The following is a 26,734-nucleotide window of genomic DNA, read 5'->3' on the forward strand; positions in this document are numbered from 1 at the left end:
GCCTGTAGCGCCAACATTCTGTACTTTGCCCCGTCTCGCTTCTCTGCTCGGCGCCTTTACTCCATTATGATATCCCCAGAAGAGTACGATTCCCTGCAGCAGGAGCTGCGTTCGGCACAAGCAGAGCTTGAGTGTATGCGGTCTGAGCGCATCGATAAGGCAGAGCATCAAGTGCTGGTTGACCGCTACTCAGAAAGCCAAGCACGGTTTCGGACGGTTTTTGAAAACTCCCCGTTCGGGCAGAAAATCATCACCTCAGACCTAATCATCCGACAGGCCAACCAAGCCGTCATAGACATGCTGGGCTGTACCAGCGAGGAAGACGTTGTGGGCCACCAAATCCAGGAGTTTGCCCACCCCGATCATCAAGCCGACTGGCATTATTTACAGGAGCGGCTGTGGAACCACAAGCTACCCCATTTCTCCCTGGAAACTTGTCTAATGCGCTGCGACGGTTCCTCTTTCTGGTGCCAGGTCACCTCAATGCGCTTTCCCGGCAACGGCGAAGAGTTGGGCTTCACGCAATTGGAAGATATCAGTGACCGCAGAGCACTGGAATTGTCGTTAAAACGGCTCTATGATGCGCAGGAAACTATCGTGCACCTTGTTAGCCACGATGTTAAGACGCCCATTGCCCACATTCAATTGCTCACCGACTTGTTGAAGCGCCAACAGGACGCGCAGGCGTCGGCCACGGATGACATGGTGGATACGAACTATTATCTAGCCCTTATCCGCCAAGCTTGCACGGACGTCAACAAGCTGCTTCGGGACGTACTGCTGCTGGGGTCGCTCGATGCCCGCGACGTGAAAAAACAGTTTACCGACCTGAGTACCTTGCTGGTGGAGTGGCTAGCGACTCACCAATTAGTCGCGCAGGCAAAAGGCCTTACCCTGTCGCTGGACGTACCGCCGCAAGCCCTATACGCGAACCTGAACGCCGACAGCTTTAAGCGAGCGGTGGACAACCTGGTCAGCAACGCACTCAAGTTTACCCCAACCGGGGGCCAGGTGACGGTGAGGCTGCGGGAACATGAAAATCGCGTATTGCTGTCGGTGCGCGACACGGGCATTGGCATCCCGGAGACGCTGCAGCCCAGCTTATTCGAGAAGTTCAGCGCAGCGGCCCGAGAGGGGGTGGACGGTGAGGCGAGCACAGGCCTGGGCTTGTTCATTACCAAGCAGATTGTGCAGCAGCACCGCGGTAAAATCTGGGTAGAAAGCCAGGAGGGCGCTGGAGCCTGTTTTTTCGTGGAGCTGCACTAAAGAAGATTGGCTCGATTATGACGAAGGCGGCCGAGCCCTTGTTATCGGGAAGGCTTCTATTCAGCGAAACGGTGGTTTAAGCTTCACCAGCCTCTATTGCTACCCGAAAGTAAAAAGCCCTAGTATCAGCTGATACTAGGGCTTTTTGCTTAGCGGTCCGGACGGGACACCGGCAATGATATGATTATTAGCGTGTTTCACGATTGTTGGGACAGAATTGGGCCAAAGTGCATCTTGATACTTTCCTCGACGCACTTTTGGTCTTCTGTCAGTAATGCAATGCTGCAAAATTGCTGTATTGGTTCTTCGGCCTGTGCTTTGGGACCCTATTGGGACACCAGGCTAGGCCAACGGCAGAAAGAGCCGCGCTCTGCCTTCATTGCTTGAGCAAATTGGTTTACAGAAAAAGCTACTACTTCGAAAACGTCTCCGGCATGGTGCATGACAGTAGTAAAAATGCCGACTGTGATGCTATATGCGACTAGCGTCGTGCTAGCATCAAAAAAAATATTTCTAGCATTTATAATGCATCACTGTTTTACGTGTTCATAAAACGGTCGTTTTTGGATGGAAATTGATTGGGTAGACAAACTTTGATTAGAATAGCCCCACTTCTGCTTATGTCTTATGTCTTAAAGCAGGCCCCTTAATTTTGCAAACCGCGTTTCACATACTACTCACCAGCCTATGTTCTATTTTCTTGTTTTTGCGCTCGTATGCTTGGGATTGGCCGTACTCCCCGAGGGAACTTGGACGCGGAGTGTTTCTCTACTGATAGTGGGGATATTTTATGCCCTCGTCCTATTGTGCGCCCGCACATCGCGGCTTGACGCTTGGCAGCAGAAAGAAATAGTCGGCTCCGAGGAATTACCGTCCAGCTTGGCCAGCATGGATCCAAGCACCTATGAGCCTATATACCGAGGGGAAGACACATGGGCGTGGATGCTTTGGTTTCTTCCATTGCTGGCTTTGATCTGCTGGTATTATATCAACCGCTCGCGCAATGCCTTATTACGAAGCTCGCTCATGTGGCTTTATGGGCCGTATACTTTCTTAGTGATTTATGGTTTAGCGAACAACTTGTTCCCCGGGCCAGAGAGTAAACCCGAGTTTATGGATGAACAGTTGAAAATTCCTATCTAAACGTCACGAGTCCTTATCGGAAAATTTACAACCTTGTACGGACAGGTTTTTACTAATCAAACGGCAGCTACGAACAACCTCATAACTATTGATTAGAAATACGTTGTTTTATTGAATGCCAGAGGAAGGAGAAGCAAGGAAAACAAAATGAAAATTATGGATAAAGTATGGAGAATAATCATTAAAATCTTAAACAACAGCATCTTGCCTTTAACTCGAAATAAGGGCATAGTGACCCTGTTTAACGCTGTGAGGTTCACAATAATCGCATAAACTACATTGGTTATGGCTTCTGCCTTACCTGATGTATAAATACCCGTAATCTTTGTGAAGAGTATGAATACCCAAAGGGTTGGCCAGAATGGTACAGATATAAGGAGCGCGATTAATAGTAATTGGATTACTAATTCTCTGTTTAGCTGCATAATGCTGGTACTTCGACTTGCTGGAAATGCAATAGCGCTACCCGAAAGCAAAAAGCCCTAGTATCAGCTGATACTAGGGCTTTTTGCTTAGCGGTCCGGACGGGACTCGAACCCGCGACCTCCGCCGTGACAGGGCGGCATTCTAACCGACTGAACTACCGAACCAGGGTAGACCGCACTGCGAAAAGCCAGCTGCTTTCCGGTGAAGTGGTGCAAAAGTAGAAGACGGAAGTGCACGACGCAACTATTGAGCAGTAAAAACGGCAAAATACTTTCCGGCAGCGGCGGTAGCGGCTGTTTATCAGGGAGAAAATTTTCTCTGAAAAACGATAGGGGCGGGCCGTGCGCCGTAAGCGCGCCTTCACTTACCTTTGCTTTCTTCTCTCACCCCGCAACTTCTCTCGCATCCTGCCGTGGCAATGCTCCTCGATTTTGAACAACCAATTGCCGCTCTCGAAGGCAAGCTCCGTGAAATGCAACAACTGGCCCTCGACAGCCAGGTGGACGTCTCGGAAGCCGTAGCGGCCCTCGAAGCCAAGATCAAAGCCCTCAAAAAGGAAACCTACCAGAACCTTACCCGCTGGCAGCGCGTGCAACTCTCGCGCCACCCCGAGCGGCCCTACACCCTCGACTACATTGAGGGCATGACCGATAAGTTCATTGAGCTGCACGGCGACCGAACCGTGGCCGATGATCAGGCCATGGTAGGCGGCTTTGCCGAAATGGGGGGGCGCTCCGTCATGATTATCGGGCAGCAGAAGGGCCGTAATACCAAGCAGCGCCAGCTGCGCCGCTTTGGTATGCCCAACCCCGAGGGCTACCGCAAAGCGCTGCGCCTGATGAAGCTGGCCGAGAAGTTTGGCAAGCCCATCATCACGCTCATTGATACGCCCGGCGCCTTTCCGGGCCTGGAGGCCGAGGAGCGGGGGCAGGGCGAAGCCATTGCCCGCAACCTCAAGGAAATGTTCCTGCTCAAGGTGCCCGTTATATGCATCATCATTGGCGAAGGTGCCTCGGGCGGGGCCTTAGGCATTGGTATCGGCGACCGGGTGCTGATGCTGGAAAACACCTGGTACTCCGTTATTTCTCCGGAAAACTGCTCCACTATTCTGTGGCGTTCCTGGGATTACAAAGAGCAGGCGGCGGAAGCCATGAAGCCCACCGCCAATGATATGCTCAAGGCCGGCCTCGTAGATGGCATCGTGAAGGAACCCCTTGGCGGCGCCCACACCGACGCGGCCACCATGATCAAGACGCTAAAGAAAACCATCCTCAAAACCCTCGACGAGCTGGAGGTCTTACCCGCCGAGGAGCGCATCAGCCAGCGCATCGACAAGTTCTCGGCCATGGGCGTGGTGGTAGGATAAGGTTGAGTTTGAATAAAGAATTGAATAAGGAGGGAATGAAGAAACAGGCCAACGTCAATTCTTCATCCCTCTTTTTCATTATAACTGACTTATGCACGTTCATACCCTCGATACCGGGCTGTTTAAGCTGGATGGCGGCGCCATGTTTGGCGTGGTGCCCAAAAGCATGTGGCAGAAGCTCAACCCTGCCGACTCGAACAATATGTGTACCTGGGCCATGCGCTGCCTGCTGATTGAAGACGCGGGCCGGCTGGTGCTGGTCGATAATGGCATCGGCGACAAGCAGGACCAGAAGTTCCGGGGCCACTTCTACCTCCACGGCGACGACACGCTGGAAAAGTCCCTGCGCAAGCTCGGCTTCACGTCCTCCGATATCACCGACGTATTCCTGACCCACCTGCACTTCGACCACTGCGGCGGCTCGGTAGTGCGCCAGCCCAATGGCAAGCTGGACCTGGCCTTCCCCAACGCTACGTACTGGAGCAACCAGGCGCACTGGGACTGGGCCGTGACGCCTAACCCGCGCGAAAAAGCCAGCTTTCTGCGCGAAAACATCCTGCCCATTCAGGAAAGCGGCCACCTGCGCTTTGTCGACGCTGCTGCCGGGGTACCGGCGGAACTGCCGATGCTCCGGGAAATCATCTTTGCCGATGGCCACACCGAGAAGATGATGGTGCCGGTGCTGGACTACAAAGGCCGCACACTGGCGTTCATGGCCGATCTGCTGCCCAGCACGGGGCACATTCCGCTTCCCTACGTGATGAGCTACGACATGCGCCCTCTGCAAACCCTGGCCGAAAAGGAGCAGGTGCTGCGCCGCGCCGCCGACGAAAACTGGGTGCTGCTGCTGGAACACGACCCCACCGCCGCCTGCTGCACCGTGCAGCACACCGAAAAAGGCGTGCGCCTCGCTGAAACGTTCACCCTAGCGGAGTTGTAGAATGTGCTGATGTGCTGATGTGCTGATGTGCTGATGCACCACATGCTCGTAATGGCACTTCCTCGTATTAGCACGTTAGCACATTTTCCGCATTAGCGAAGCGCAGCACACTAACCCCTTTACCACATGCTAGGACTGGCACTTTCCGGCGGGGGCGCCCGGGGCATTGCGCACTTGGGCGTGCTGGCCGCGCTGGATGAGCTGCAAGTGCCCATTGGGGCGCTGGCAGGCGTGTCGTCGGGCGGCATTGCGGCGGTGTTTTACGCGGCGGGCTTTCCCCCCGGGACATTCTGCGGCTGCTGCAGGACGTCAACCTCACCCGCCTCACGCGTATTGCCCTGAGCCGCTACGGGCTGCTGCACATGGCGGCCATAGGTACGCTGTTTGAGCAGCACCTGGGCGCCAATGCTACGTTCGAGCAGCTGCGCCTGCCCGTTACGCTGCTGGCTACCGACCTGGTAGAGGGCACGTCGGTGTGGTTTGCCACTGGACCGCTGGTGCCGCCGCTCATGGCTTCCTCCGCGGTGCCCATTCTGTACCGTCCGGTAGAGTACCAGGGCCGGCAATTGGTGGATGGCGGCCTGCTCAACAACCTGCCCGTGGAGCCGCTGCTAACCCGGCCCGGGCTGCGCGTGGTGGGCGTGCACTGCAACCCGCCCAACCGTGCGGCTCAGGTTACGTCCCTGCAAAGCCTGATTGAGCGCACCCTGAACCTGGCCATTGGCGGCAATACCGTGCTTAGTAAGCAGCAGTGCCATCTCCTGCTAGAGCCGCCGGAGCTGGCGCAGTTTCGGGCCCTGAGCTACCGGCGCGCCCCCGAGCTGTTCGACATTGGGTACCACTACACGCTCAGCCGGGCCCGCGACCTGGAGCAGCAGCTGAGCTGAAGGCTGCTGGTTGGGCGCTTCCAGTACATTTCTCTAGCTTTGATTCGCCGTAGCTCTTCCTCCTGGCTACCGGCTCCTTTTTGGCATGGCGCGCAAGACTTCCACTTTCTGGTATCTGTTTTCGAAGTTCTGGTTCTGGATAACCGGCTGGCACCTGGGGCCGCAGGTACCGCCCGGTATCAAGAAAAGCATGATGATTGCCGCGCCGCACACCAGCAACTGGGACTTTATGTTTTCCCGCGCAGCTTTTTTCCTGATGGACGTGGACGTGAAGCTCACCATCAAAAAGGAGTGGACTACCATCCCGGTGCTGGGCGCATTGGTGCGCAGCCTGGGCGGATTGGCGGTGGACCGCAGCCGCAACAACAGCCTCGTGGATGGCATGATCCAGCTGTTCCAGGAGCGCGACGAGCTAGTGATTCTTATTACCCCCGAAGGCACCCGCAAGTACCAGCCTAAGTGGCGCAAGGGCTTTTACCACGCGGCCATGGGAGCTGGAGTACCCATCCTGCTAGGCTACCTCGACTACAGCAAGAAGGAAGCCGGCGTAGGCCCCGCATTCTGGCCTACCGGCGACTACGAAAAGGACCTGGAGGAAATCAAAGCCTTCTACCGCACCAAGCAAGGCCGCTTCCCGGAGCAGGGCGTTCGGTAAGGATGTTTGACTAGCTTTCTGATTGATATAGGTAGTTGTAGAGACGCATAATTGCGTTTCCTCGTTAAACATATGGCACAATCGGTGTAGAGACGCAAGTATGCGTCTCTACACCGATCAAAACTTCACTGAGGACTTCAAATTCTTTGCCGCCTAAAGCTAAAGAAGAAAGCAACTCGCAACTCCGCAAGAATCGGGTTGAGGGCGCGGGAGTAGGGCAGTAGCTTTATTTTTCCTTAAGCGCCTACACTATGTCTGCTTCTGCTTCCATCTCCGATTATCAGCGCATTGCTCGGGCCATTCAATTCCTGGAAGAAAACTTCCGGCGCCAGCCCAGCCTCGATGAGGTAGCCGAGGCCGTGCACCTGAGTCCGTTCCACTTTCAGCGGCTGTTCAGCGAGTGGGCCGGCATCAGCCCCAAGCGCTTTGTGCAGTACCTCACCGCCGACTTTCTGAAAACCCGCCTGGCTCAGGCCACCCCGCTGCCCGAAGCCACTGAGCAAGCCGGCCTTTCGGCCCCGTCCCGCCTCCACGATTTATTCGTGACCCTGGAAGCCGTAACGCCCCAGGAGTTTCGCACGGGCGGCGCGGGCCTGCGCATCGGCTATGGGTTGCACGCTACGCCCTTTGGGCCAGCCTTGCTGGCGGCTACAAGCCGGGGCATCTGCGGCCTGCATTTGCTTGACGTTGAAGCAGCTGCCGCCGAAAACGCCTTGCAGGAATTGCGGAAAAACTGGCCCCAGGCCCGCTTCGAGCCCGATGCGGAGCTGACGGCGCCATTGGTGGCGCGGGCGTTTGCGACGCAGGCAGGGCAGCCGCTGCATCTGCTCGTGCGCGGCACCAACTTCCAGGTGAAGGTGTGGGAAGCACTATTGCGAGTGCCCGGTGGGCAGGTTGTTAGCTACCAGCACGTGGCCCAGGCCGTAGGCCAGCCTAAAGCACTGCAGGCCGTGGGCTCAGCCGTGGGTGCCAACCCCGTCGCCGTGCTTATTCCCTGTCACCGCGTGATTCGGAAAGAAGGTGTGCTGGGCCAGTACCGCTGGGGCAGCGTCACCAAAAAAGCCCTGATTGGCTGGGAAATGGCGCAGGCTGAAAAACAAACGGCCCAAGTTTCGTAGCTTACCCGTCGTTCTACCCACTAACGCGCCGCTCCATGCCCGAAAAACTGCAAACCGTACTCTGGATTCTGGTCGCGCTGGTCGTGTTTGTATGGCGCATGATTCAGAAGGCCCGCGCTACCACGGCCCGGGAGCAGCAGGAGCGGCGCTATTCCCGGCCCGACAGCACGGGCAAGCCCCGCCCCATGACGTCCAGCCCCTCGGCGAAGTCCTTTGAAGACCTGTTGCAGCAGATGATGGCCGAAAATACCGGCCAAGCAAAAGGCTCGGTTACTACGCCGGCCGGCCGGGCGCTGCCTCGGGCAGCTGCCCGCCCCGCCCGGTCCCTCGAAGCGGCTACTGAGCCGGCCCGCAGCCAGGAAAAGCCCGCGAAGATGCGGGAGCCGCGCAGCCTGGAAGCGCCGGCCACGGTTGCCCGCCGGGCCTCTGCCCAGCCCCGCGCTGCCGTGCAGCACGGCCAAGAAGACTACTGGAGCCGTCAGCAGGCCCAGCAAGCGCCACCAGCGTCCTTTGCCGAGCAGCTTCGCAATCCCACCGATGTACGCCGCGCCTTTATCCTGGGCGAGATTCTGCAGCGGCGGTTTTAACGTAAGGCCTCCCGTGTAGTAGACTTCGAAACCGGTGTGTTTCAAGTAAAATTCTAGAAGGAGAAATGCACTTGTAAGTAGTGGGCAAGGAATAGCGGTGCAAAGATTGGTTACTCTTTTTTATCCTAGAAAAATAAGATATCATACTCCAAGCAGATGTCGATTAGCGCCTGTTTATCGTCTGCTGCTGCTTCAACAGCCTCTAGATCCTCGGTAACCGTTGCTGTTGTCAGATTTCCTTTTCGATAAATAAAATGGTACCCTTCCTCTTCCATGTCCAAGAAGGTTGCTTCAGTCTTTAACAGACTACTCAGGTGCAAAAACCAGCTCCTTATACTAGGAGAGTTTTGGAATAGCCTACTCATGCAGGAAGTAGCAGCCTTAAGTCTAATAAAGCAGTAGTTGCCTGATGCTGATTCTTTTACATCAAGATAGATGCACCCGACTCGGCCCGTGTCATCAGTAGGGAAGAGTTGCGGGTAGTAATTTTTTCTATCTAGCAAAAGCCTCCAAGGCCACGCATCCCCATACAGGTCACGAATCGTTTTTTCATGATAGGCTAGGATTGCCTTATCAAGCGGAAAATCGAGGGTAACACAAGTGCCAAAAGGCTCTTCCAACTCCTCAATTGACCCATGTTGGGAAAGATGCGTTAGCAATAAGCACTCCTCGGAGCGCTTGATAAAAAGTACGTAACTATAGTCGAGTCCCATAAAGTTAGCGGGGCCACTTTTGGAAGGGCTGCTCTATTGCATTTTAGAAGTATTACCTGAGCTGTACATAAAGCTTTATTCCTGCGTCAGGGCGTAGGTGACGAGGTTGGCGCCCATTTTAAGTGCGGCTTCGTGCGTGGCAGGCGTATCTTCGGGATAAGTGCCCAAGTCTTCCCAGCCGTTGCCCAGGTCGCACTCATAGGAGTAGAAGCACACCAGCCGACCTTTGTAGAGCAGCCCAAAGCCCTGGGGCCGCTTGCCGTCGTGCTCGTGCACTTTAGGCAGGCCGCGCGGAAACTGGTATTTCTGGTGGTAGATGGGGTGGGAGAAAGGTAGCTCCACGAATTCCAGCTCGGGAAACACTTTTTTCATTTCGGGCCGGATAAACTTGTCGAGCCCGTAGTTGTCGTCGATGTGCAGGAAGCCGCCGCCGATAAGGTAGCGGCGCAGGTTACGGGCCTCCACATCGGTGAAGGCGACGTTGCCGTGCCCGGTCATGTGCACAAAAGGGTAGGTAAGCAGCTCCGGCGAGTCAAGTTCCACGGTGGCCTCGTCGGGGGCAATGTTGGTTTTCAGCGTCTGATTGCAGAATCGGATGAGGTTGGGCAGGCTGGTTTTGTTGGCGTACCAGTCGCCCCCGCCGCCGTAGTGCAGCTTGGCAATGCGGAAGCTGGGCGCTACAGGCGCGGCCGCCGTGAGCAGGAAAAGCAATAGAACAGAGAAGAACGTAATCTTGCGCATGTTGGAAAGGCAAAGCAGTGCCATTGCTACAAAGTAACGGATAGCATGGAAAGTTCAGGACTGCGGGCCGCTGCGAGGCTCTACAAAAGTGCCTGTAACGCAGGAGAACAACTCAGGAGAGCTTCGTTGCCGGACAACTCAAAAAGCTGTTTATTGCTGCTTGTTACAACTTCGAATTCATCATTGCTTATTCTAACGCACTAGCCAATGGTAACTGGGAAAGACTTATTGAACCTGGGGCTGCCCGCAGGCAAATGGTTTAAGGAAGCCCTTGAGCATATCAATACCCACGCGCTGGCCGGCGACGACTTGCTGGCTTACCTCGATACGGTGAAGCCGGCCCCAATTATTCCGCTACTGGCTGCCCCGGTGCCGTTTCACGAAAACATCAGGGCCGACACGGCCGTGGAGCAGGCTAATATTGACTTCGTAAAGCAGTCGATGCAACTGCTCATGCGCACGCCCACGGTAGTAGCCGGCGCTATCATGCCCGATGCCTGCCCGGCGGGGCCGCTGGGCACCATTCCGGTGGGCGGCATTGTAGTTACCCGCAACGCCATTCACCCGGGGATGCACAGCGCGGATATCTGCTGCTCGGTGCTGCTCACCAACCTGGGCCGCGTAGACCCGAAAAGCGTGCTGGATACGGCGCAGCAGCTTACGCACTTCGGGCCGGGCGGGCGACCCGCCGAGCGGCAATTTGCGTTACCGGCAGAAATAGAAGCTGAGTTTCAGGATAACCCTTTCCTCAACTCCACGCGCAGTCTGAAATTTGCCCGGGAACACCTGGGCACGCAGGGCGACGGTAACCACTTCCTGTACGTGGGCATTTCCCGCAATACCGGCGACACGGTGATGGTAACGCACCATGGCTCGCGGGGACCGGGCGCGGCCCTCTACACTCAGGGCATGAAAGTAGCCGAACGGTACCGCCAGGCCATTTCTCCGGAAACCGCTCCGGCCAATGCCTGGATTCCCAGTGAGTCGGAGGAGGGGCGGCACTACTGGGCGGCGCTGCAAACCATCCGAAAGTGGACCAAGCAAAACCACTTGTGCCTGCACGATGCCGTGGTGGCCCAGCTCGGGGCCGCCGTGCAGCAGCGCTACTGGAACGAGCATAACTTCGTGTTCCGTGACGGCGACCTGTTTTACCACGCCAAGGGAGCCACTCCGCTGGATTCGAAGTTTCTGCCAGACATCACCGGTCCCCGCATCATTCCGCTGAATATGGCCCAGCCCATTCTGATTGTGGAAGGCAGTACTACCGACAATAACCTGGGCTTCGCCCCCCACGGTGCCGGCCGTAACCTGAGTCGTACCCGGCACAAATACAGCAAACTTGGCCAGACGAAAGAGGAGCTGTTTGCCGAAGAAACCCAGGGAATTGACGCCCGGTTCTTCTTCAACCGGATTGATATTTCGGAGCTGCCCAGCGCCTACAAGGATGCCGAAGAAGTAAAGCGGCAGATTACTTCTTTCAGGCTGGCTACCATTATTGATGAGATACTGCCCTACGGCTGCATCATGGCCGGCGACTGGGAGCAGGACGCCCCCTGGCGCAAAAAGAAGCTGGCCAAAGAGGCTGCTAGGCTCGCCGCGCAGGATTCCCAGGCGGACTGCTCGGCGCTGCCGGAAGCGTAGCCAAGCCCCGCTCAGCTATACCAGTTCCCGCGCCACGTGCACGGTGTGCACGGCGGCCAGCGCGGCGGTTTCGGTGCGCAGACGCGAAGAGCCCAGCGTTACGGGCCGGATGCCTCGAGCAAAAGCCGCCGCAATTTCCTGGGGGGTAAAGTCGCCTTCCGGGCCAATGAGGATGCAGCAGCCGGTGCCCTCTGCCGCCACGCGGGCCAGTGGAGTCCGTTCCCCTTCGTCGAGGTGGGCAATGAAGGTGGTAGCCGGCTCCACGGTGGGCAGAAAGCGGCCAAAATCTGTTAGTTCGGTGAACTGCGGCAGCCACGCCTGCCCCGACTGTTTGAGGGCGCTGACGGCAATTTTCTCCAGGCGGTCCAGCTTCAACTCCCGCCGCTCGGAGCGGGCGCAGCGCAGAAACGTGAGCGTATCAACACCTATTTCCGTTGCTTTTTCCACCAGCCACTCCATCCGGTCGAGGTTTTTGGTGGGCGCCACGGCTACGTGTACCTGGTAGGGGCGGCGCGGCATCTGCTCTTCCCGGGTGATGCGCAGGCGGCAGCGTTTTGGATCAGCTACGTCTACCTCGGCCTGAAACACGCCCCCACGCCCGTTTACCAGTACCACCGCGTCGCCGGTCGCCAGGCGCAGCACCCGCACGGCGTGCTTGCTTTCGTCTTCGGGCAGGGTGTAGGTGGGCAGGGAGAGGTCGGGGGCAAAAAATGTGTGTGGCATACGGCAAAGCTACGGCGAATTGATGGGCCCGAATTGCGCCTGCGGGTGCATATTGCCACTATAACCTGCCATAATAACCCATCCTACCTATGAACCTGAACCAGCTGACCGTTCCTTCCCACAATCTGTCCGTTGCCGTGGCGTTTTATCAGCGCCTGGGTTTGCGTCTGATTGTGGATGCCCAGCCACGCTATGCCCGCTTCGAGTGCCCCGGGGGTGACGCTACGTTTTCCCTGCACCACGCGGAAGAACTTCCCACCGGCCACGGCATCTGGATATATTTTGAGTGTGCTGATCTGGATGAGCGGGTGAGCCAGCTGCAGGCCGCCGGCCTCACGTTCGATGCGCTGCCCACCGACCAGCCGTGGCTATGGCGCGAAGCCCGCCTGAAAGACCCCGACGGCAATCCGCTCATTCTGTACTATGCCGGCAAAAACCGCAAAAACCCTCCCTGGCGGGTGACAGAAGCCAAGAATTAAAATAAAAAGCCCCTTGATACCGGCCGGTACCAAGGGGCTTTTTACGGCCAGGAATTGCAGCAGGGCTTAGCCCAATGTGTCGTTCAGCAGCCGCGCCAGCCGGATACCGGCCTGCTGAATGCGCACTTTCATCAGCTCGGAGTGGGCTGGGAAGTACTTGTAGTCGATGTCGGTGCCGTTGGGGGCTTCCTTGTAAATCTGCTCACTGGCCTGGTACGACTCCCAGAACCACTGCTCTACCGTGGCCTTTTCCCACACCTGGGTGAGGGCGCGGGGTAGCTTGCAGTCGTAAGCCTGGCTCATTTCGGTGTAGGTGAGACCCTGGTAATCAATCAGGCCGCTGTCCCAGAGGCTGTGCAGGTTGGTGTCCTTGCCCCGGAATTTCAGCTTGATGTCGTTGCCGCCTTTGTCCTCGGCGTGGCCCGCGTGCAGGGGCTGGTGGGCGTCGCCCACGAGGTGCACAATGAACTTGAGCGCCACGGCTTGCTCGGCCGGCGTTTTGGCCGGGTCTTTCACTTCCTTGAGCTTGGCCAGCAGCACGTTGTAGGCGTTGGCCTGCTGCTGCCCACGCAGCTCCGTCAGGTACTGCTCCTGGTTGAGGCCCGAAGCCGTGTTGACGTAGTGCCAGGGCCCGGTCTCTTTGAACTCGGGGTAGTAGCGGATTTCGTCGGGGTAGGTGCTCACCAACGTGAGGGTTTCCGTGCCCAGCAGGCGCTGCACGGCCTGGCGGGTTTTAGAGGTGAGGTGGCGCTCGGCAATGCGGCCCACGGCGCGGTGCCCATCAACGCCCCAGGCGTGGGAGGCGACAGGAGCCAGCAGCGCGAAGGCCAGTGGCAGAAAACGGTTCAACATGAAAAAGACCAAAAAGAACGTGTCCGCAAAATACCCGTTTTTCGGCGGATAGCTGCATTCAATGTATGGTAAGCTCCGATGCTGGTCCGCAGCGCCATATTTTACACTGCCGGAACGTGGTGCCTGTCGTATAGAAAAAAGCACTATTCCCATTCAAGGATAAAAAGCTTTTTCTCATGACACCCAAACTCAAAAAACTACGCGACCAAGTTATCGTCATTACCGGCGCCTCCTCGGGTATCGGCCTCGTTACGGCCCGCATGGCGGCCGAAAAAGGCGCCCGGCTGGTGCTAGCGGCCCGCAGCGAAAAAGCCCTGCGTGAGCTGGTAGAAGAAATTGAAGACCTCGGCGGCGAAGCGGCTTACGTGGTAGCCGATGTAAGCAGGCGCGAAGACATTCAAAACATCGTGCGCGAAGCCGAGCAGCGCTTCGGCGGCTTCGATACGTGGGTAAACAATGCCGGCGTAAGTATCTACGGCCGCCTCGACCAGATTCCCGAGGAAGATATGCGCCAGCTTTTCGACGTGAATTTCTGGGGCCTTGTGAACGGCTCGATGGAAGCCGCTCACCACCTCAAGCACAAGGGCGGGGCCATTATCAACGTGGGCAGCATCCTGAGCGACATTACGGCCATCCTGCAGACCATCTACTCGGCCAGCAAGCATGCCGTGAAAGGCTTCACTGATGGCCTGCGCATGGAGCTGGAAATGGAGGGCGCCCCGGTTTCGGTGACGCTTATTCAGCCCGCCGCCATTGACACGCCGTACCCCATTCACGCCAAAAACTTTATGGAGCGCGAAGCCAAGCACGCCCCACCTGCCTATGCGCCCGAAACCGTAGCCCGCGCCATCCTGCACAGTGCCACTACTATCGAGCGTTCGGTGGTAGTGGGCGGAGGCGGCAAAGCCTTTATCGAAATGGAGCAGTGGACGCCGCGCCTGCTCGATAAGTTTATGGAAAATGCGTTTGTCAAGCAGGAAAAGGCCGATTACCCGCCCCGCCCGCTCAGCCAGAACGCGCTCGACCACCCCATGGGCGCACTGGAGGAACGCGGCAACTACCCCGGCCACACCCGCGAAAACAGCTACTATACCCAAGCCGTGACCAGCAAAGTGCCCGTACTCAAGATGGCCCTGGCCGCGGGTGCTGGCTTAGCCCTGGTATCGGTGCTGGGACGAGGCAAGAAAAACAACGGTACCAGCACTGCCACTGCCCCGTCAAAGCCACAACCTCAGGCAGCGCCCGTGGCCCCGGCACCGGTTATCGAAACCCAGTTCACTTACCCGGTAAACGACAGCACGCCCAGCGTACACTAGCCGGAAGCCCGGTATGAAAGAAAAAAGCCCGCTGCTATAAAGCAGCGGGCTTTTTTCTTTCATCGTCAACTACGCGTTACACGGCCACGGCTACTCTGGGCGCTCCGGCCATGATTTCCTCGTTGGCGAAGTCGGCGAACTTCTGGAAGTTGGCTACGAACTTGTCGGCCAGATCGGCAGCCGTCTTGTCATACGCCTCTTTGTCGTGCCAGGTATTGCGCGGGTCCAGGATGTTAGCTGGCACACCGGATACTGCCGTGGGCATTTCCACCCCGAAGATCGGGTGCTTTACAAACTCCACGTCTTCCAGCTCGCCGTTCAGGGCCGCCGTAATCATGGCGCGGGTGTAGGGCAGCTTCATACGGGAGCCGGTTCCGTAGGCCCCGCCCGTCCAGCCGGTGTTGATAAGCCACACGTTCACGTCGTGCTCGTCCATCTTCTGGCCCAGCATTTCGGCGTAGGTGGTGGGGTGCAGGGGCAGAAAAACCTGGCCGAAACAGGCGGAAAAAGTTGTCTGCGGCTCCGTGATGCCCACTTCCGTACCGGCTACCTTGGCGGTATAGCCGCTCATGAAGTGGTACATAGCGTGGCTTTTATCGAGCTTGCTGATGGGCGGCAGCACCCCAAAGGCATCGGCCGTGAGGAAGAAGATATTCTTCGGTACGCCGCCTACGGAAGGCTCCACCGCGTTGTCGATAAAGGAAATGGGGTAGGCGGTGCGGGTGTTTTCCGTCACGCTCTTGTTGGCGTAGTCTACCGTTCGCGTGCCGGGCACGAAGCGTGTGTTTTCCACGATGGAGCCAAAGCGGATGGCGTCCCAGATCTGGGGCTCTTTCTCCTGGCTCAGGTCGATAACCTTGGCGTAGCAGCCGCCTTCGAAGTTGAAGATGCCCGCGTTGCCGGGCATCCAGCCGTGCTCGTCGTCGCCGATGAGGCCACGGTTGGGGTCAGCGGAAAGGGTGGTTTTGCCGGTGCCCGAAAGGCCAAAGAAAATAGCTGTGTCGCCCTGCTCTCCGATGTTGGCCGAGCAGTGCATGCTAAGGGTGTTTTTTTCGTGGGGCAGCAGGTAGTTGAGCACCCCGAAGATGCCTTTCTTCATTTCGCCCGCGTAGCCGGTACCACCAATCAGAATCATCTTCTTCGAGAAGTTGATGATGGCGAAGTTGGGCTGGCGGGTTCCATCTACGGCTGGGTCGGCTTCGAAGCCCGGCGCGCAGATAATGCTGAAGTCCGGCGTCCAGCTGGTGTCGGCGCCTTCGGCGGGGCGCAGGAACATGTTGTAGCAAAACAGGTTGTGCCAGGCCAGTTCGTTTACTACGCGCAGCTTCAGCTGGTATTCCGGGTGGGCACCTGCGTACGCGTCGCGCACGAACAGCTCCTTGTCGGCCAGGTACTGCACCATTTTAGCGTACAATTGGTCGAACTTCTCGGGAGCGAATGGGATGTTGATATCACCCCACCATACGCTTTCTGCGGTGCTTTCGTCGCGTACTACGAACCGGTCTTTGGGGGAGCGACCAGTGAATTTACCGGTATCAGCCATGAGCGCACCGGTGTCGGTGAGGGTGCCTTCGCTACGGCGTAGGGCCTGTTCTACCAGTTCGGCGGGTGGGAGGTTAAGGTGAACAGGACCGGAGGTCCGGGTGAATCCAAGTGCCTGAAGGCGAGTGGATACATTGGCGCCAGTTGGGTGCATAGAGCCGAAAATGAAGTAAGGGTGGGTGGGAAAAAACGGGGTAATTACAGGGCAAAAATAGACAAAAACGCGGACTGCCTATGATATGTTTCATAAAAGCGAATTTTCGCTCATGTACTTGTTAGAGAAAATTCGCTTTTCAGTGAATGGCTAGCTCAAACCTGCCAGTTGGGAAAGTTTTGTAGATTTACCAACCCCATCTGCCTCCAGGCAGAAAACTGTTCTCCTTCCACATCTTATTTACTTTTCATGCAATCAACCTCCGTTGTTCAGGAGCAACCCAACACGCAACAAGGTCATCCGCCCGGACTTTATCTGCTGTTCCTCACCGAAATGTGGGAGCGGTTCAGCTACTACGGCATGCGGGGCCTGCTCATGCTTTACCTGTCGAAGACGGCCCTGGAGGGCGGCTTGGGTATTCCGGCGGCCAGTGCTTCGCTGATATATGGCTACTTCACCGGCTTTGTGTACTTGACGCCTATTCTGGGGGGCTGGCTGGCCGACAAATACATTGGGCAGCGCCGCGCCATCCTGATCGGGGGCCTTACTATGGCTCTGGGGCAGTTTTTCCTGTTTATGCAGCCCGATCTTTCCCGGGAAGCGGCCTTTTTCGGGCTTCCCTGGCCCACAGCCCTCGGGCTGCTGCTGCTGTGCGTAGGCAACGGTTTCTTCAAGCCGAACATTTCCACCATCGTAGGTAAGCTGTATCAGCAGGGCGACTCCCGGCGCGATGCCGCCTTCACCATCTTCTACATGGGCATCAACACGGGCGCTTTCTTGGCCCCGCTGGTGTGCGGTTACCTGGCGGAAGATTTGTTCGCCACTAAAACCGTGGTGGATGGCGTGGAGCAGGTGGCCAACTATGGTTTCCGCTACGGCTTCCTGGCGGCGGGCATCGGTATGCTGCTCGGGCAGCTGCTTTTCAACCTGCTGGGCAAGCGCTACCTCGGCGACGTGGGCATGTACCCCGAAGGCCAGAACGAAGACAAGAGCATTGCCAAGGCGCCGCTCACCAAGGAAGAAACCGACCGCATGGCCGTTATCTTCATTATTACGCTGTTCGTGGTGTTTTTCTGGGCCGGGTTCGAGCAGGCCGGCTCCTCCCTCACGCTCTACACCGATAAGTATATCAACCGCGAGGTGCTGGGCTTCCTGATTCCCACGTCCTGGTTCCAGTCGGTGAATGCGGGCTTTATTGTATTGCTGGGCGCGCCGGTAGCGGCCCTGTGGATCAACCTGAGCCGCAAGGGCAAGGACCTGAGCATTCCCGTGAAGATGGGCCTGGGCATGATTCTGCTGGGCGTAGGCTTCCTGTTTATGGTAGGCGCCGTGATGGAGCGCGGCGGCGACGTAGCCGACCAGACCATCAAAGCCAGCATCTGGTGGCTCATTGCCACGTACTTCTTCCACACCATTGGGGAGCTGTGCCTGTCGCCGGTGGGCCTGTCGATGGTGTCACGCCTTTCGCCGCCCACGCTCACGTCCATGCTGATGGGCGTGTGGTTCCTGGCTCCCTTCGTGGCGCAGATTGCCGGCGGCTATATTGCCAAGTACGTAGAGGAACTAGGCGCGCTCAAAGTATTCGGACTGATTGCCGGCTTCGTTATTCTGGCCGGTCTGATTCTGGTTGCCATTGCCAAGAAGCTCTTTTACATGATGCACGGCCGCGGCTAAACCATCAGGCATTAGCCTTAAAAAAGCCCCGCTGGATTCGTCCGACGGGGCTTTTTGTTGAAAGCTATAGGTTAATTTGATGCCGAAGCGTTATCGGTTACTTTCGGGATATAAGCCGTTTTATACATGTCAGACCGCCTTCACACAGTACTCATTATCCTCTTCAGCTTTGCCTTGCTATGGGCCGCCATAAGCCTGATTAGCGTGCAGGTGAGCCTGAAATACGAAACCAGGGTAGATGGCTGCCTTTCCGCCGTATCCGGCCACGACCTGTGCGCCAGCTATAGCCTCATGAAATGGGTAACCGGCACGCTGGTGGTGACAGTAGTGCTGCTGATTGGATTTAGCCTCCAGCTGATCAGGAAGAACTGAGGCCCGCGAATACGCAAGAAAAAAGCCCCGCCGGACGAATCCAGCGGGGCTTTTTTGGTACAAGAAGAGGACGAACTGTCCGAAGGAATCCATTTGATTCGGGCATCCTAGGCGTTCAATCCGCGGCCGAATTACATCATGCCGCCCATACCACCCATGCCGCCCATACCGGCAGCACCGGCACCAGCGCCACCCTTATCATCCTCGGGCTCGTCCGAAATCACGCACTCGGTGGTCAGGAGCAGGCCGGCAATAGAGGCGGCATTTTCCAGGGCCAGGCGCGTAACCTTGGTCGGGTCAATAATACCGGCAGCCATCAGGTTTTCGTAACGGTCCTCGCGGGCGTTGTAGCCGTAGTCACCTTTGCCTTCGCGCACTTTCTGCACCACTACCGAGCCTTCGCCACCGGCGTTTTGAACGATGGTGCGCAGGGGAGCTTCCAGAGCCGTGCGGATAATGTTTACGCCGGTGCGCTCGTCGCCGTTCAGCGTATCCACGCCGGCCAGGGCATCGAGGGCGCGCACCAAAGCTACACCACCACCGGGCACCACGCCTTCCTCAACGGCGGCGCGGGTAGCGTGCAGGGCATCGTCTACGCGGTCTTTCTTCTCCTTCATTTCTACCTCGGTCGAAGCACCGATGTAGAGGATGGCAACGCCGCCCGACAGCTTGGCCAGCCGCTCCTGCAGCTTCTCTTTGTCGTAGTCCGAGGTGGTTTTCTCGATCTGGGCCTTGATTTCGTTGATGCGGGACGTGATACCATCTTTCTGGCCTTTGCCGTTCACGATGGTCGTGTTGTCCTTGTCAATGATGATTTTCTCGGCCTGACCCAGGTACTCCAGGGTAGCGTTTTCCAGCTTGTAGCCGCGCTCTTCGCTGATAACGGTACCGCCCGTAAGCACGGCAATGTCTTCCAGCATAGCTTTGCGACGGTCGCCGAAGCCGGGCGCTTTCACGGCCGCAATTTTCAGCGAGCCGCGCAGCTTGTTTACCACCAGCGTCGCCAGGGCCTCACCGTCCACGTCTTCGGAGATGATAACCAGGGGCTTACCGGTTTGCACCACTTGCTCCAGCACGGGCAGGAGCTCTTTCATGGTGCTTACTTTTTTGTCGTATACGAGGATGAAGGGATTTTCGAGTTCCACTTCCATCTTCTCGGCGTTGGTCACGAAGTAAGGCGAGAGGTAGCCACGGTCGAACTGCATGCCTTCCACCGTTTTTACTTCGGTTTCGGTGCCGCGGGCTTCTTCTACCGTAATCACGCCTTCCTTGCCTACTTTGTCCATGGCATCGGCAATCATCTGGCCGATTTCCGCGTCGTTGTTGGCCGAAATAGTGCCTACCTGGGCAATTTCCGAAGAGTTTTCAATCTTCTTCGACTGCGCTTTCAGGTTCTCCACTACCGCTTTCACGGCTTTGTCGATGCCACGCTTCAAGTCCATGGGGTTGGCACCGGCGGCTACGTTTTTGGAGCCAGCCGTGTAGATGGCCTGGGCCAGCACGGTAGCAGTAGTGGTGCCGTCACCGGCCTGGTCGGCGGTTTTGCTGGCTACTTCCTTCACCAGCTGAGCACCCATATTTTCAATAGGGTCTTTTAGCTCAATTTCCTTGGCTACTGTCACACCGTCCTTGGTGATGGTGGGGGCGCCAAATTTCTTGTCGATAACCACGTTGCGGCCTTTGGGGCCCAGGGTTACTTTCACGGCATTCGCCAGCTTATCTACGCCGCGCTTCAGTTTGTCGCGGCCGTCGGTATCAAATAGGATGTTCTTCGCCATCGTTGTGTGGAGAGAATTTTTAGATCAGAGAAAGAAAAGAAGCTTATAGCACGGCCAGAATGTCCGACTCCCGCATGATGAGGTAGTCGGTGCCTTCCACGGTGATTTCGGTGCCGGCATACTTGCCATAGAGCACTTGGTCGCCAACGCTTACCTGAGGCTTGATGGTAGTGCCGTTGTCGGCCACTTTGCCTTCGCCTACAGCTACAACTTCGCCGCGCTGGGGCTTTTCTTTGGCCGTGTCGGGGATAATGATGCCCGATTTGGTTTTCTCCTCGGCAGCGGCCGGCGCGATGATGACGCGGTCAGCCAGCGGTTTCATGCTAAGCGACATATGGTACGTTTTGGTTGAAAAGGTTACTTGAAACAAGGTGGTGCCCGCTGCCCAACACTTCCTGTGCCAGCCCGCCCGAACCTGACAGAATGAACACGAAAACCGCATTCTTGGCGGAATCTTGCACCAAATCCTGACACACAGCTGACAGAGGCTGCCACTGCAGCGGGCTAAAAACAAACATCCGGTGACTCCGCAAGCGGAACCACCGGATGGTAGCGGTAAAGCTGAAAACGGCTAACGTCAGACCTACTGAGCGGGCTGGGCCGCCGGAGCAGGAGCCGGCGTGGTGGCCGGAGCCGTAGCGGGAGCCTGGGCCGGAGCGGCTGAAGGAGCCGGTGCGGCAGGTACGCGGGTTTCGAGGGCGCGCTGCTGGTTTACGCTACGCACGGGCGCCGCGCTCGACTGCCCGTTGATCATATGCGTACCCAGGGCCAGCACAATCAGGCCAATGGCAAAGCCCCAGGTGAGGCGCTCCAGCAGGTCGCCGGTGCGCTTTACGCCCATGAGCTGGGCCGTGCCGCCCGCGCCAAACTGGCTGGAGAGGCCGCCACCTTTGGGGTTCTGAGCCAGCACCACCAGGGCCAGCAGCAAGCATACAAGAATGATCAGGCTAATCAGGGCAATGTACATCTACTCCGTAAGTTTCAGGTGTTGAATTTGGTCGGCAAAGTACGCCTTTTTTCCGGCTGGCGCACCATCAGCCGTTCATATATTTCAATGGCTTTGGCCACTTTTCCCTGCCGAACCATGATTTTGGCCAGGCTTTCGGAGGCCAGCTCCGGCACGCTGCTGGTGCTGCGCACCGATAAATCGGCCTGCTCATCGGCGGGGGGCGGCAGCGCGGCCGGGCTTTTCAGGCGGGGCTTATTCTTAAGGAAACGATTGATCAGGTCAATGGACGTAGGCAGCGGAGCCAGCCGATGGGTTTCCGCGTAAGCCAGCAGCAAAGCGTCGGGCTCGAAGAACGTATCGAGCGGCAGCGGCCCGGTTTGGGCTTCGCTCGGCTCCAGGGCGTAGCCCAGACGGCTCCCGCCCGCTAGCCCGTAGCCAATGGCAGCATCGGCGTAGAATGCGGGCACAGTGCGGGCAGCGTTTTCATCCTCGGCCTCGGGCAGCTCGTACACGATGGGCGGAGCCGCGGGCTCCGGCTCCTCAAAGCCGTACTCGAAGCGGGAAGAGCCCGCATCAGCCGGGGGCCGGATGGGGGGCGGTAGGGCCGGCAGGTCGTCGGGGATGAGGAGCGCGGGAACTGGTATTGTTTCGGCGCTTTCGGCGACTGGCAGGGGAGCAATTGCCTCTTGCTGGTTGGTAGTTTCCCCCGCGTCCTCAGCTATTTCCGGGGCGGCAGCGTCCGGCTCGATTAGGCTGGCAGTAGGAGCATCCTCGGTAACAGGCTCTTCAGCAGCCAACAACGGTGCCTCATCGGTTGCTTCGGCTTCCGGCTGCAATTCGGGCCGCTCTATCAGGGTTTCAACCGAAATCGGTGCGGCCTCCGCTTCTGGTGGCAGCGCCATTTCCTCCGTTGACGATGGCGCCACTAGATAGCTTTCAATAGCAGGTTCCTCAGCGCCAGGCTCCGGCAGCGGGTGCGTTTCCGTTACATCAACAAGTTCTGTATCCGGCGCAGTCGTGGGTGCAAAGGGTTCTGGGCGCACCTCCTCCGGCGGCGCTTCAGGCAAGGCAGAGGACTCCGGCAGCGAAGCGGATACCTCAACCGTTGTCAGTTCCACTACGGCCGGCTCCTCCTCAGGCGGCAGCGCGCTGCGGGGCTCCGACTGGCTTCCTGCGGGCACTGCCGCAACCAGGGCCGGGGCCGGCGCATCTACCAGGACCGGCTCAGCCGTGGTTTCAATCAGGCGGCGCAGCAACTCCCGGTCGGCGGCGTAGGTGGCCGCGTGGCGCAGGCGCTGGCTGGCCAGCATGCTGCCCTGGTCGTGGGCGGCCTTGGCCAGTAGCAGGTGCGCTGTCTGGCAGTAGGGGAAAGCGGCCGCCAACTGCTCCAGCTCACGCACTTCGCCCGGCGAAATACGCGTGACGTGGTCAAGAATCTGCAGCAGCGACGCGCGGGTCATACAGTTAAATTATTGTGAGGCAGACGGTTAATTGCTGTGGCAGGAAGTGTGAGCGTTCAGGGGCCCAAAGCCGGCGGGGCGCAACAATACGGGAATTTCAGCCAGCAAACCAGTTGCGTCGGCTACTTACCAGTTGGCCACCGACTTGTTGAAGGCATCGTTGATGATGCGCCGATTGATTTCGCGGATTTTGGTCTGGTTGGCGTTGATCTGGGACGCATCCTGGGTGCCGGGAAAGTCTTCCTGGCTCTGGAAGGTCTGCTCGAAATCCTGCTTTGAATCCAAGGTATTGGTATACTTGACCCGCACCTGAATAGTCAGGCGGTTGAGGCCGGCCTGGTCGCGGCCATCCTGCTTTTCGATGGCTGCTGGAGCAATATCGTAGGAAATAATGGCTCCCTCGAACTGCAAATCCCCATCGCGGGGCACCAGCTTCAGCGTGGTGTTACGCTGAAAGAAGTCCTTGAAGTCCTCGGTGAACTGCTGGGAAATGGAGGAGGGGCCATTAGCCGCATTATTTGAAAACGTCTGGATAGACATAGTCTTAGCTCCGCCAGTAATGACGCCCGAAAAGGAGTACACCTTGCAGCCCGCTACCGAAAACAGGACGCCAACGGCCAGCAGCCCGTAGCAGATAGCCGACTTAAACTTGTTCCAGATCATACTGCTTGAGCTTGCGGTAGAGGGTGCGCTCTGAAATACCCAGGTCGTGGGCGGCGTACTTACGCTTGTTGTTGTGTTTCTTCAACGCCTTGATAATCATTTCCTTTTCCTTAGCTTCCAGGCTCAGGGTTTCCTCCTCGGTTTCGTGCGGAATGTCTTCCACCCGCTGGCTGTCGTCCTCGTAGTCCGTGGTTTCCTCGATGGAAGGCGTGAGAATGTACTCGGAGGCGGCTCCATCGGCGGCCGGGCGCAGGGGGCGGCCGCCTTCGTACGGTACGGGGCTGAGGTTGGTGAACAGGTGGCTGTTCTGGCGCAGCAGCTCCTGGGTTTCCTGGGGGCGCTGCCCGCCGGCCAAATCCAGTACCAGCCGCTTGAGGTCGGTCATGTCGCGGCGCATGTCGAATAATACCTTATAGAGCAGGTCGCGCTCCGAGTAGGCGTTGCCGGCGCCATCGGTGGCCTGGCCGGCGGCGTGGACCAGCATGGGCAAGCGGCTGCTCTGGTCGGCGGGGAGGTAGCCACGGAGGCGGCGGGCATCCACCTCGCGGTCCGTTTCCAGCACCGACATCTGCTCGGCCACGTTCTTGAGCTGACGGATGTTGCCGGGGAAGCGGAAGCGCTGCAGTTCCTGCACTGCCTCAGGGTTGAGGCTGATGGGCTTTACACGGTATCGGTCGGCAAAATCCGTGGCGAACTTTCTGAATAATAGATAGATGTCATCTCCTCGTTCACGCAGTGGTGGAACGGTGATGGGCACGGTGTTGAGGCGGTAGTACAGGTCTTCGCGGAAGCGTCCTTCGCGCACGGCATCCAGCAGATTCACGTTGGTGGCGGCCACCACGCGCACGTCGGTCTTCTGTACTTTGCTGGAGCCCACCCGGATAAACTCGCCGTTTTCGAGCACGCGCAGCAAACGGGCCTGAGTACCCAGGGGCATTTCCCCAATTTCATCAAGGAAGATGGTGCCGCCGTTGGTTACCTCGAAATAGCCTTTGCGGGCTTCCTGCGCGCCGGTGAAGGAGCCTTTTTCGTGCCCGAACAGCTCTGAGTCGATGGTGCCCTCAGGAATGGCGCCGCAGTTGATGGCAATAAACTGCCCGTGCTTGCGCGGCGACAGGGCGTGAATGATCTTGGAAAACGACTCCTTGCCGGAGCCACTTTCGCCCGTTATCAGCACCGTCATGTCCGTCGGGGCCACCTGCGCCGCCACCTGAATGGCGTAGTTAAGCGTAGGCGCGTTGCCGATGATGCCGAAGCGCTGTTTGATACTCTGTATTTCGGAAGGTGTCAAGCTCGTTTTTGGTTTTTGGTTTTTGGTTTTTGGCTTGTCGGGAGCCAAAGGCCATTAACCCAATGAGCGGTAATAGCGGATGAAGCCCTGCACTAGCTGGATGCAACTGCCAATTTTCTCCTCTATAGCTTGTAGTTGTTCGTTGGAAATGAATGCTAGGTCATAAGCCAAGTAGCATTGTGTTTCGAGTTCATACAATGAGCCTCGGGCAATAACCAGAAACTGAATTGTATCACGCGGATGCTGGCGTCCACTTCCTTCACTAATGTTAGAGGGCACCGATACTGCTGCCCGCCGCATCTGACTGGTCAGCCCAAACTTTTCTTCGGGTGGAAATGACTGGGTAAGCACATAAACCAGCTTCACCAGTTCGCGGCCATGCTGCCACACTCGCAGGTCTTTGTAGTTCTGTTGGACGACTGGCTTGTCCATAGCTTAAGTGGAAACGGCCTGCTTTCAGAAAAACTTTACAGAACACCTGGGAAGTTGGCAGAACCAGCCAAAAACCAAAAGCAACCAACCAAAAACCAACTAAACTATTTCCCCCAGCAGCGCGGCGCCGGTGGTAGTAGTTACCAGTACGTTCACGTAGTCGCCTTTCTGGGCGGTGCCTTTGGGGAAGATGACCACCTGGTTCTGGCTGTTGCGGCCGCTGAGCTGCTCCTCAGAGCGTTTCGAACGACCTTCTACCAGCACCTGATGCACGCGGCCGACCATGCGGGCGTAGCGGGCCCGGGCGTGCAGCTGCTGGCGGTCAATGACTTCCTGCAGGCGGCGCTTCTTCACGTCCAGGGGAATGTCGTCTTCCAGCTTGCGGGCAGCCAGGGTGCCGGGGCGCTCGGAGTAGAAGAAGTTGTAGCCCATGTCGTACTGCACGAAATCAATCAAGCTGAGCGTGTCTTGGTGCTCTTCCTCAGTTTCCGAGCAGAAACCCGCAATCATATCGGTGCTAATGGCGCAGTCCTCGCCGAGGATGCGGCGGATGGCCTGCACCCGCTCCTCGTACCAGGGCCGGTCGTAGGTGCGGTTCATGAGCTTGAGCACGCGCGAGTTACCGCTCTGAGCCGGCAGGTGAATGTACTTGCAGATGTTGTCGTAGCGCGCCATCGTGTGCAGCACTTCATCCGTAATGTCCTTCGGATGCGAGGTAGAGAAGCGCACCCGCAACAGGGGGCTGATGAGGGCCACGCGCTCCAGGAGCTGAGCAAAGTTCACGAACTCCAGCCCGTCATCCGAGGCCCATTTGTAGGAGTCCACGTTCTGACCCAGCAGCGTCACTTCCTTGTAGCCCTGGGCCACCAGGTCGCGGGCTTCCTGCACGATGCTGTGCGCGTCGCGGCTCCGCTCGCGGCCCCGGGTGAAGGGTACCACGCAGAAGGAGCACATGTTGTCGCAGCCGCGCATGATGCTGATGAAGGCCGTGATGCCGTTCGAGTTCAGGCGCACCGGGGTGATGTCGGCGTAGGTTTCTTCGCGGCTCAGCAGCACGTTTACGGCCTTCTGGCCGCCATCCACCTGCTGAATGAGCTGGGGCAGGTCGCGGTAAGCGTCGGGGCCTACCACCAAATCCACCAGCTTTTCTTCTTCCAGAAACTTGCTTTTCAGGCGCTCGGCCATGCAGCCCAGCACCCCCACCAGCAGGCCGGGGTTGCGCTTTTTGTGGCCGTTGATCTGGGAAAGGCGCATGCGTACCGTCTGCTCGGCCTTCTCCCGGATAGAGCAGGTGTTCAGCAGCACCAGGTCAGCCCCCTCAAGCTGGTCGGTGGTATCGAAGCCTTCGTTGAAGAGGATGCTCGACACGATTTCGGAGTCGGAGAAGTTCATCTGGCAGCCGTAGCTCTCAATGTAGAGCTTGCGGGTGCGGCCGGTGCGGGTAGCGGCCTGCACGCGCACAGCGCCCGAGGGCTCATGCGCGTGCGTGGTGGCGTCCACGGCGGGCGTGGGCAAGGTAGGCGTATCGAGAAAATCGAGCGTAATCAGCGGTTGGGACATGGAAAA

Annotated in this window: 27 protein-coding genes and 1 tRNA gene; 14 read left to right on the forward strand and 14 right to left on the reverse strand. The window is 57.7% G+C overall.

The window, feature by feature from the left end:
- Nucleotides 1–66 precede the first annotated feature (66 nt).
- Entirely contained in the window at nt 67–1,266 is a 1,200-nt protein-coding gene (locus tag LRS06_RS19495) for a PAS domain-containing sensor histidine kinase (RefSeq protein ID WP_257873041.1), read from the forward strand.
- A 687-nt stretch (nt 1,267–1,953) separates the two neighbouring features.
- Entirely contained in the window at nt 1,954–2,409 is a 456-nt protein-coding gene (locus tag LRS06_RS19500; protein ID WP_257873042.1) for a hypothetical protein, read from the forward strand.
- 516 nt (nt 2,410–2,925) lie between these two features.
- Here the strand turns inward: LRS06_RS19500 and LRS06_RS19505 are convergent.
- A tRNA-Asp gene (locus tag LRS06_RS19505) sits at nt 2,926–2,999 on the reverse strand.
- 254 nt (nt 3,000–3,253) lie between these two features.
- Here LRS06_RS19505 and LRS06_RS19510 point away from each other — a divergent pair.
- The 7 genes from LRS06_RS19510 to LRS06_RS19540 all read left to right on the forward strand — a co-directional run bounded on the left by LRS06_RS19510 (nt 3,254) and on the right by LRS06_RS19540 (nt 8,388).
- A complete protein-coding gene (locus tag LRS06_RS19510) occupies nt 3,254–4,201 on the forward strand; it encodes an acetyl-CoA carboxylase carboxyltransferase subunit alpha (RefSeq protein WP_257873043.1) in 948 nt (315 codons plus the stop codon).
- 91 nt (nt 4,202–4,292) lie between these two features.
- Entirely contained in the window at nt 4,293–5,141 is an 849-nt protein-coding gene (locus LRS06_RS19515) for an MBL fold metallo-hydrolase (RefSeq protein WP_257873044.1), read from the forward strand.
- Nucleotides 5,142–5,267: 126 nt separating this feature from the next.
- Nucleotides 5,268–5,483 carry a patatin-like phospholipase family protein gene (locus tag LRS06_RS19520; protein WP_257873045.1) on the forward strand — a complete coding sequence of 72 codons (216 nt, stop codon included), beginning with the start codon at nt 5,268–5,270 and terminating at the stop codon, nt 5,481–5,483.
- 20 nt (nt 5,484–5,503) lie between these two features.
- Nucleotides 5,504–6,028, forward strand: a complete 525-nt coding sequence (locus LRS06_RS19525) for a patatin-like phospholipase family protein (RefSeq protein ID WP_257873046.1) — start codon at nt 5,504–5,506, stop codon at nt 6,026–6,028.
- A gap of 85 nt (nt 6,029–6,113) precedes the next feature.
- Nucleotides 6,114–6,683, forward strand: coding sequence for a 1-acyl-sn-glycerol-3-phosphate acyltransferase (locus tag LRS06_RS19530; RefSeq protein WP_257873047.1), 570 nt, complete (start codon nt 6,114–6,116; stop codon nt 6,681–6,683).
- Between the two features lie 251 nt (nt 6,684–6,934).
- Complete coding sequence (locus LRS06_RS19535; protein ID WP_257873048.1) at nt 6,935–7,801, forward strand: methylated-DNA--[protein]-cysteine S-methyltransferase; 867 nt, start codon at nt 6,935–6,937, stop codon at nt 7,799–7,801.
- 35 nt (nt 7,802–7,836) lie between these two features.
- Nucleotides 7,837–8,388 (forward strand): hypothetical protein, encoded by a 552-nt coding sequence (locus LRS06_RS19540; RefSeq protein WP_257873049.1) that lies wholly within the window; start codon nt 7,837–7,839, stop codon nt 8,386–8,388.
- 125 nt (nt 8,389–8,513) lie between these two features.
- On the opposite strand, the gene LRS06_RS19545 is transcribed toward LRS06_RS19540, so the two are convergent.
- Together LRS06_RS19545 and LRS06_RS19550 are read right to left on the reverse strand one after the other, a co-directional pair.
- Nucleotides 8,514–9,101 (reverse strand): hypothetical protein, encoded by a 588-nt coding sequence (locus tag LRS06_RS19545; protein ID WP_257873050.1) that lies wholly within the window; start codon nt 9,099–9,101, stop codon nt 8,514–8,516.
- A 75-nt stretch (nt 9,102–9,176) separates the two neighbouring features.
- The gene (locus LRS06_RS19550; RefSeq protein ID WP_374679448.1) at nt 9,177–9,842 is read right to left on the reverse strand and encodes a DUF4159 domain-containing protein; all 666 of its coding nucleotides are present in this window, start codon (nt 9,840–9,842) and stop codon (nt 9,177–9,179) included.
- 207 nt (nt 9,843–10,049) lie between these two features.
- Between LRS06_RS19550 and LRS06_RS19555 the strand changes: the two genes are divergently transcribed.
- The gene (locus LRS06_RS19555) at nt 10,050–11,483 is read left to right on the forward strand and encodes an RtcB family protein (protein WP_257873052.1); all 1,434 of its coding nucleotides are present in this window, start codon (nt 10,050–10,052) and stop codon (nt 11,481–11,483) included.
- Between the two features lie 15 nt (nt 11,484–11,498).
- Here LRS06_RS19555 and LRS06_RS19560 read toward each other — a convergent pair whose 3' ends face one another.
- Entirely contained in the window at nt 11,499–12,206 is a 708-nt protein-coding gene (locus tag LRS06_RS19560) for a 16S rRNA (uracil(1498)-N(3))-methyltransferase (RefSeq protein ID WP_257873053.1), read from the reverse strand.
- Between the two features lie 89 nt (nt 12,207–12,295).
- On the opposite strand from LRS06_RS19560, the gene LRS06_RS19565 reads away from it, so the two are divergent.
- The gene (locus LRS06_RS19565) at nt 12,296–12,685 is read left to right on the forward strand and encodes a VOC family protein (RefSeq protein WP_257873054.1); all 390 of its coding nucleotides are present in this window, start codon (nt 12,296–12,298) and stop codon (nt 12,683–12,685) included.
- A gap of 66 nt (nt 12,686–12,751) precedes the next feature.
- Here LRS06_RS19565 and LRS06_RS19570 read toward each other — a convergent pair whose 3' ends face one another.
- Nucleotides 12,752–13,537, reverse strand: coding sequence for a S1/P1 nuclease (locus LRS06_RS19570; protein WP_257873055.1), 786 nt, complete (start codon nt 13,535–13,537; stop codon nt 12,752–12,754).
- Nucleotides 13,538–13,713: 176 nt separating this feature from the next.
- Between LRS06_RS19570 and LRS06_RS19575 the strand changes: the two genes are divergently transcribed.
- Nucleotides 13,714–14,853, forward strand: coding sequence for an SDR family oxidoreductase (locus tag LRS06_RS19575; RefSeq protein ID WP_257873056.1), 1,140 nt, complete (start codon nt 13,714–13,716; stop codon nt 14,851–14,853).
- 76 nt (nt 14,854–14,929) lie between these two features.
- On the opposite strand, the gene pckA is transcribed toward LRS06_RS19575, so the two are convergent.
- The gene (gene pckA / locus LRS06_RS19580) at nt 14,930–16,549 is read right to left on the reverse strand and encodes a phosphoenolpyruvate carboxykinase (ATP) (RefSeq protein ID WP_257873057.1); all 1,620 of its coding nucleotides are present in this window, start codon (nt 16,547–16,549) and stop codon (nt 14,930–14,932) included.
- A gap of 249 nt (nt 16,550–16,798) precedes the next feature.
- Here pckA and LRS06_RS19585 point away from each other — a divergent pair, with 249 nt between their 5' ends.
- Both LRS06_RS19585 and LRS06_RS19590 read left to right on the forward strand, forming a co-directional pair.
- Nucleotides 16,799–18,223, forward strand: coding sequence for a peptide MFS transporter (locus tag LRS06_RS19585; RefSeq protein ID WP_257873058.1), 1,425 nt, complete (start codon nt 16,799–16,801; stop codon nt 18,221–18,223).
- A gap of 126 nt (nt 18,224–18,349) precedes the next feature.
- On the forward strand, nt 18,350–18,595 hold the full coding sequence (locus tag LRS06_RS19590; protein WP_257873059.1) for a hypothetical protein: 246 nt from the start codon (nt 18,350–18,352) through the stop codon (nt 18,593–18,595).
- Nucleotides 18,596–18,726: 131 nt separating this feature from the next.
- On the opposite strand, the gene groL is transcribed toward LRS06_RS19590, so the two are convergent.
- From groL to miaB, 8 genes are all read right to left on the reverse strand, one after another.
- The gene (gene groL, locus LRS06_RS19595; protein WP_257873060.1) at nt 18,727–20,373 is read right to left on the reverse strand and encodes a chaperonin GroEL; all 1,647 of its coding nucleotides are present in this window, start codon (nt 20,371–20,373) and stop codon (nt 18,727–18,729) included.
- A 43-nt stretch (nt 20,374–20,416) separates the two neighbouring features.
- Nucleotides 20,417–20,707, reverse strand: a complete 291-nt coding sequence (gene groES, locus LRS06_RS19600) for a co-chaperone GroES (protein WP_168679981.1) — start codon at nt 20,705–20,707, stop codon at nt 20,417–20,419.
- 249 nt (nt 20,708–20,956) lie between these two features.
- A complete protein-coding gene (secG, locus tag LRS06_RS19605; protein ID WP_257873061.1) occupies nt 20,957–21,340 on the reverse strand; it encodes a preprotein translocase subunit SecG in 384 nt (127 codons plus the stop codon).
- Between the two features lie 14 nt (nt 21,341–21,354).
- Nucleotides 21,355–22,782, reverse strand: a complete 1,428-nt coding sequence (locus LRS06_RS19610; protein ID WP_257873062.1) for a hypothetical protein — start codon at nt 22,780–22,782, stop codon at nt 21,355–21,357.
- A 126-nt stretch (nt 22,783–22,908) separates the two neighbouring features.
- Nucleotides 22,909–23,445: an LptE family protein gene (locus LRS06_RS19615; protein ID WP_257873063.1), complete on the reverse strand. Its 537-nt coding sequence runs from the start codon at nt 23,443–23,445 to the stop codon at nt 22,909–22,911.
- Nucleotides 23,426–24,736, reverse strand: coding sequence for a sigma-54-dependent Fis family transcriptional regulator (locus tag LRS06_RS19620; protein ID WP_257873064.1), 1,311 nt, complete (start codon nt 24,734–24,736; stop codon nt 23,426–23,428). Before LRS06_RS19620 ends, LRS06_RS19615 begins: the two co-directional genes overlap by 20 nt.
- Nucleotides 24,737–24,790: 54 nt before the next feature.
- On the reverse strand, nt 24,791–25,168 hold the full coding sequence (locus LRS06_RS19625; RefSeq protein ID WP_257873065.1) for a four helix bundle protein: 378 nt from the start codon (nt 25,166–25,168) through the stop codon (nt 24,791–24,793).
- A gap of 99 nt (nt 25,169–25,267) precedes the next feature.
- Complete coding sequence (gene miaB, locus LRS06_RS19630; RefSeq protein WP_257873066.1) at nt 25,268–26,728, reverse strand: tRNA (N6-isopentenyl adenosine(37)-C2)-methylthiotransferase MiaB; 1,461 nt, start codon at nt 26,726–26,728, stop codon at nt 25,268–25,270.
- Between the last annotated feature and the right edge of the window lie 6 nt (nt 26,729–26,734).

It is taken from the genome of Hymenobacter sp. J193, assembly GCF_024700075.1.
Classification (GTDB): Bacteria; Bacteroidota; Bacteroidia; order Cytophagales; family Hymenobacteraceae; genus Hymenobacter.

Bases quoted from the DNA above. Each gene is read 5' to 3' on its own strand.
- LRS06_RS19555 (WP_257873052.1), top strand. From the start codon at position 10,050: ATGGTAACTGGGAAAGACTTATTGAACCTGGGGCTGCCCGCAGGCAAA.
- LRS06_RS19525 (WP_257873046.1), top strand. From the start codon at position 5,504: ATGGCGGCCATAGGTACGCTGTTTGAGCAGCACCTGGGCGCCAATGCT.
- LRS06_RS19550 (WP_374679448.1), bottom strand. From the start codon at position 9,842: ATGCGCAAGATTACGTTCTTCTCTGTTCTATTGCTTTTCCTGCTCACG.
- LRS06_RS19590 (WP_257873059.1), top strand. From the start codon at position 18,350: ATGTCAGACCGCCTTCACACAGTACTCATTATCCTCTTCAGCTTTGCC.
- LRS06_RS19530 (WP_257873047.1), top strand. From the start codon at position 6,114: ATGGCGCGCAAGACTTCCACTTTCTGGTATCTGTTTTCGAAGTTCTGG.
- LRS06_RS19570 (WP_257873055.1), bottom strand. From the start codon at position 13,537: ATGTTGAACCGTTTTCTGCCACTGGCCTTCGCGCTGCTGGCTCCTGTC.
- groES (WP_168679981.1), bottom strand. From the start codon at position 20,707: ATGTCGCTTAGCATGAAACCGCTGGCTGACCGCGTCATCATCGCGCCG.
- pckA (WP_257873057.1), bottom strand. From the start codon at position 16,549: ATGCACCCAACTGGCGCCAATGTATCCACTCGCCTTCAGGCACTTGGA.
- LRS06_RS19495 (WP_257873041.1), top strand. From the start codon at position 67: ATGATATCCCCAGAAGAGTACGATTCCCTGCAGCAGGAGCTGCGTTCG.
- LRS06_RS19615 (WP_257873063.1), bottom strand. From the start codon at position 23,445: ATGATCTGGAACAAGTTTAAGTCGGCTATCTGCTACGGGCTGCTGGCC.
- groL (WP_257873060.1), bottom strand. From the start codon at position 20,373: ATGGCGAAGAACATCCTATTTGATACCGACGGCCGCGACAAACTGAAG.
- LRS06_RS19515 (WP_257873044.1), top strand. From the start codon at position 4,293: ATGCACGTTCATACCCTCGATACCGGGCTGTTTAAGCTGGATGGCGGC.
- LRS06_RS19575 (WP_257873056.1), top strand. From the start codon at position 13,714: ATGACACCCAAACTCAAAAAACTACGCGACCAAGTTATCGTCATTACC.
- LRS06_RS19540 (WP_257873049.1), top strand. From the start codon at position 7,837: ATGCCCGAAAAACTGCAAACCGTACTCTGGATTCTGGTCGCGCTGGTC.
- miaB (WP_257873066.1), bottom strand. From the start codon at position 26,728: ATGTCCCAACCGCTGATTACGCTCGATTTTCTCGATACGCCTACCTTG.
- LRS06_RS19500 (WP_257873042.1), top strand. From the start codon at position 1,954: ATGTTCTATTTTCTTGTTTTTGCGCTCGTATGCTTGGGATTGGCCGTA.
- LRS06_RS19545 (WP_257873050.1), bottom strand. From the start codon at position 9,101: ATGGGACTCGACTATAGTTACGTACTTTTTATCAAGCGCTCCGAGGAG.
- LRS06_RS19510 (WP_257873043.1), top strand. From the start codon at position 3,254: ATGCTCCTCGATTTTGAACAACCAATTGCCGCTCTCGAAGGCAAGCTC.
- secG (WP_257873061.1), bottom strand. From the start codon at position 21,340: ATGTACATTGCCCTGATTAGCCTGATCATTCTTGTATGCTTGCTGCTG.
- LRS06_RS19560 (WP_257873053.1), bottom strand. From the start codon at position 12,206: ATGCCACACACATTTTTTGCCCCCGACCTCTCCCTGCCCACCTACACC.
- LRS06_RS19610 (WP_257873062.1), bottom strand. From the start codon at position 22,782: ATGACCCGCGCGTCGCTGCTGCAGATTCTTGACCACGTCACGCGTATT.
- LRS06_RS19520 (WP_257873045.1), top strand. From the start codon at position 5,268: ATGCTAGGACTGGCACTTTCCGGCGGGGGCGCCCGGGGCATTGCGCAC.
- LRS06_RS19585 (WP_257873058.1), top strand. From the start codon at position 16,799: ATGCAATCAACCTCCGTTGTTCAGGAGCAACCCAACACGCAACAAGGT.
- LRS06_RS19535 (WP_257873048.1), top strand. From the start codon at position 6,935: ATGTCTGCTTCTGCTTCCATCTCCGATTATCAGCGCATTGCTCGGGCC.
- LRS06_RS19625 (WP_257873065.1), bottom strand. From the start codon at position 25,168: ATGGACAAGCCAGTCGTCCAACAGAACTACAAAGACCTGCGAGTGTGG.
- LRS06_RS19565 (WP_257873054.1), top strand. From the start codon at position 12,296: ATGAACCTGAACCAGCTGACCGTTCCTTCCCACAATCTGTCCGTTGCC.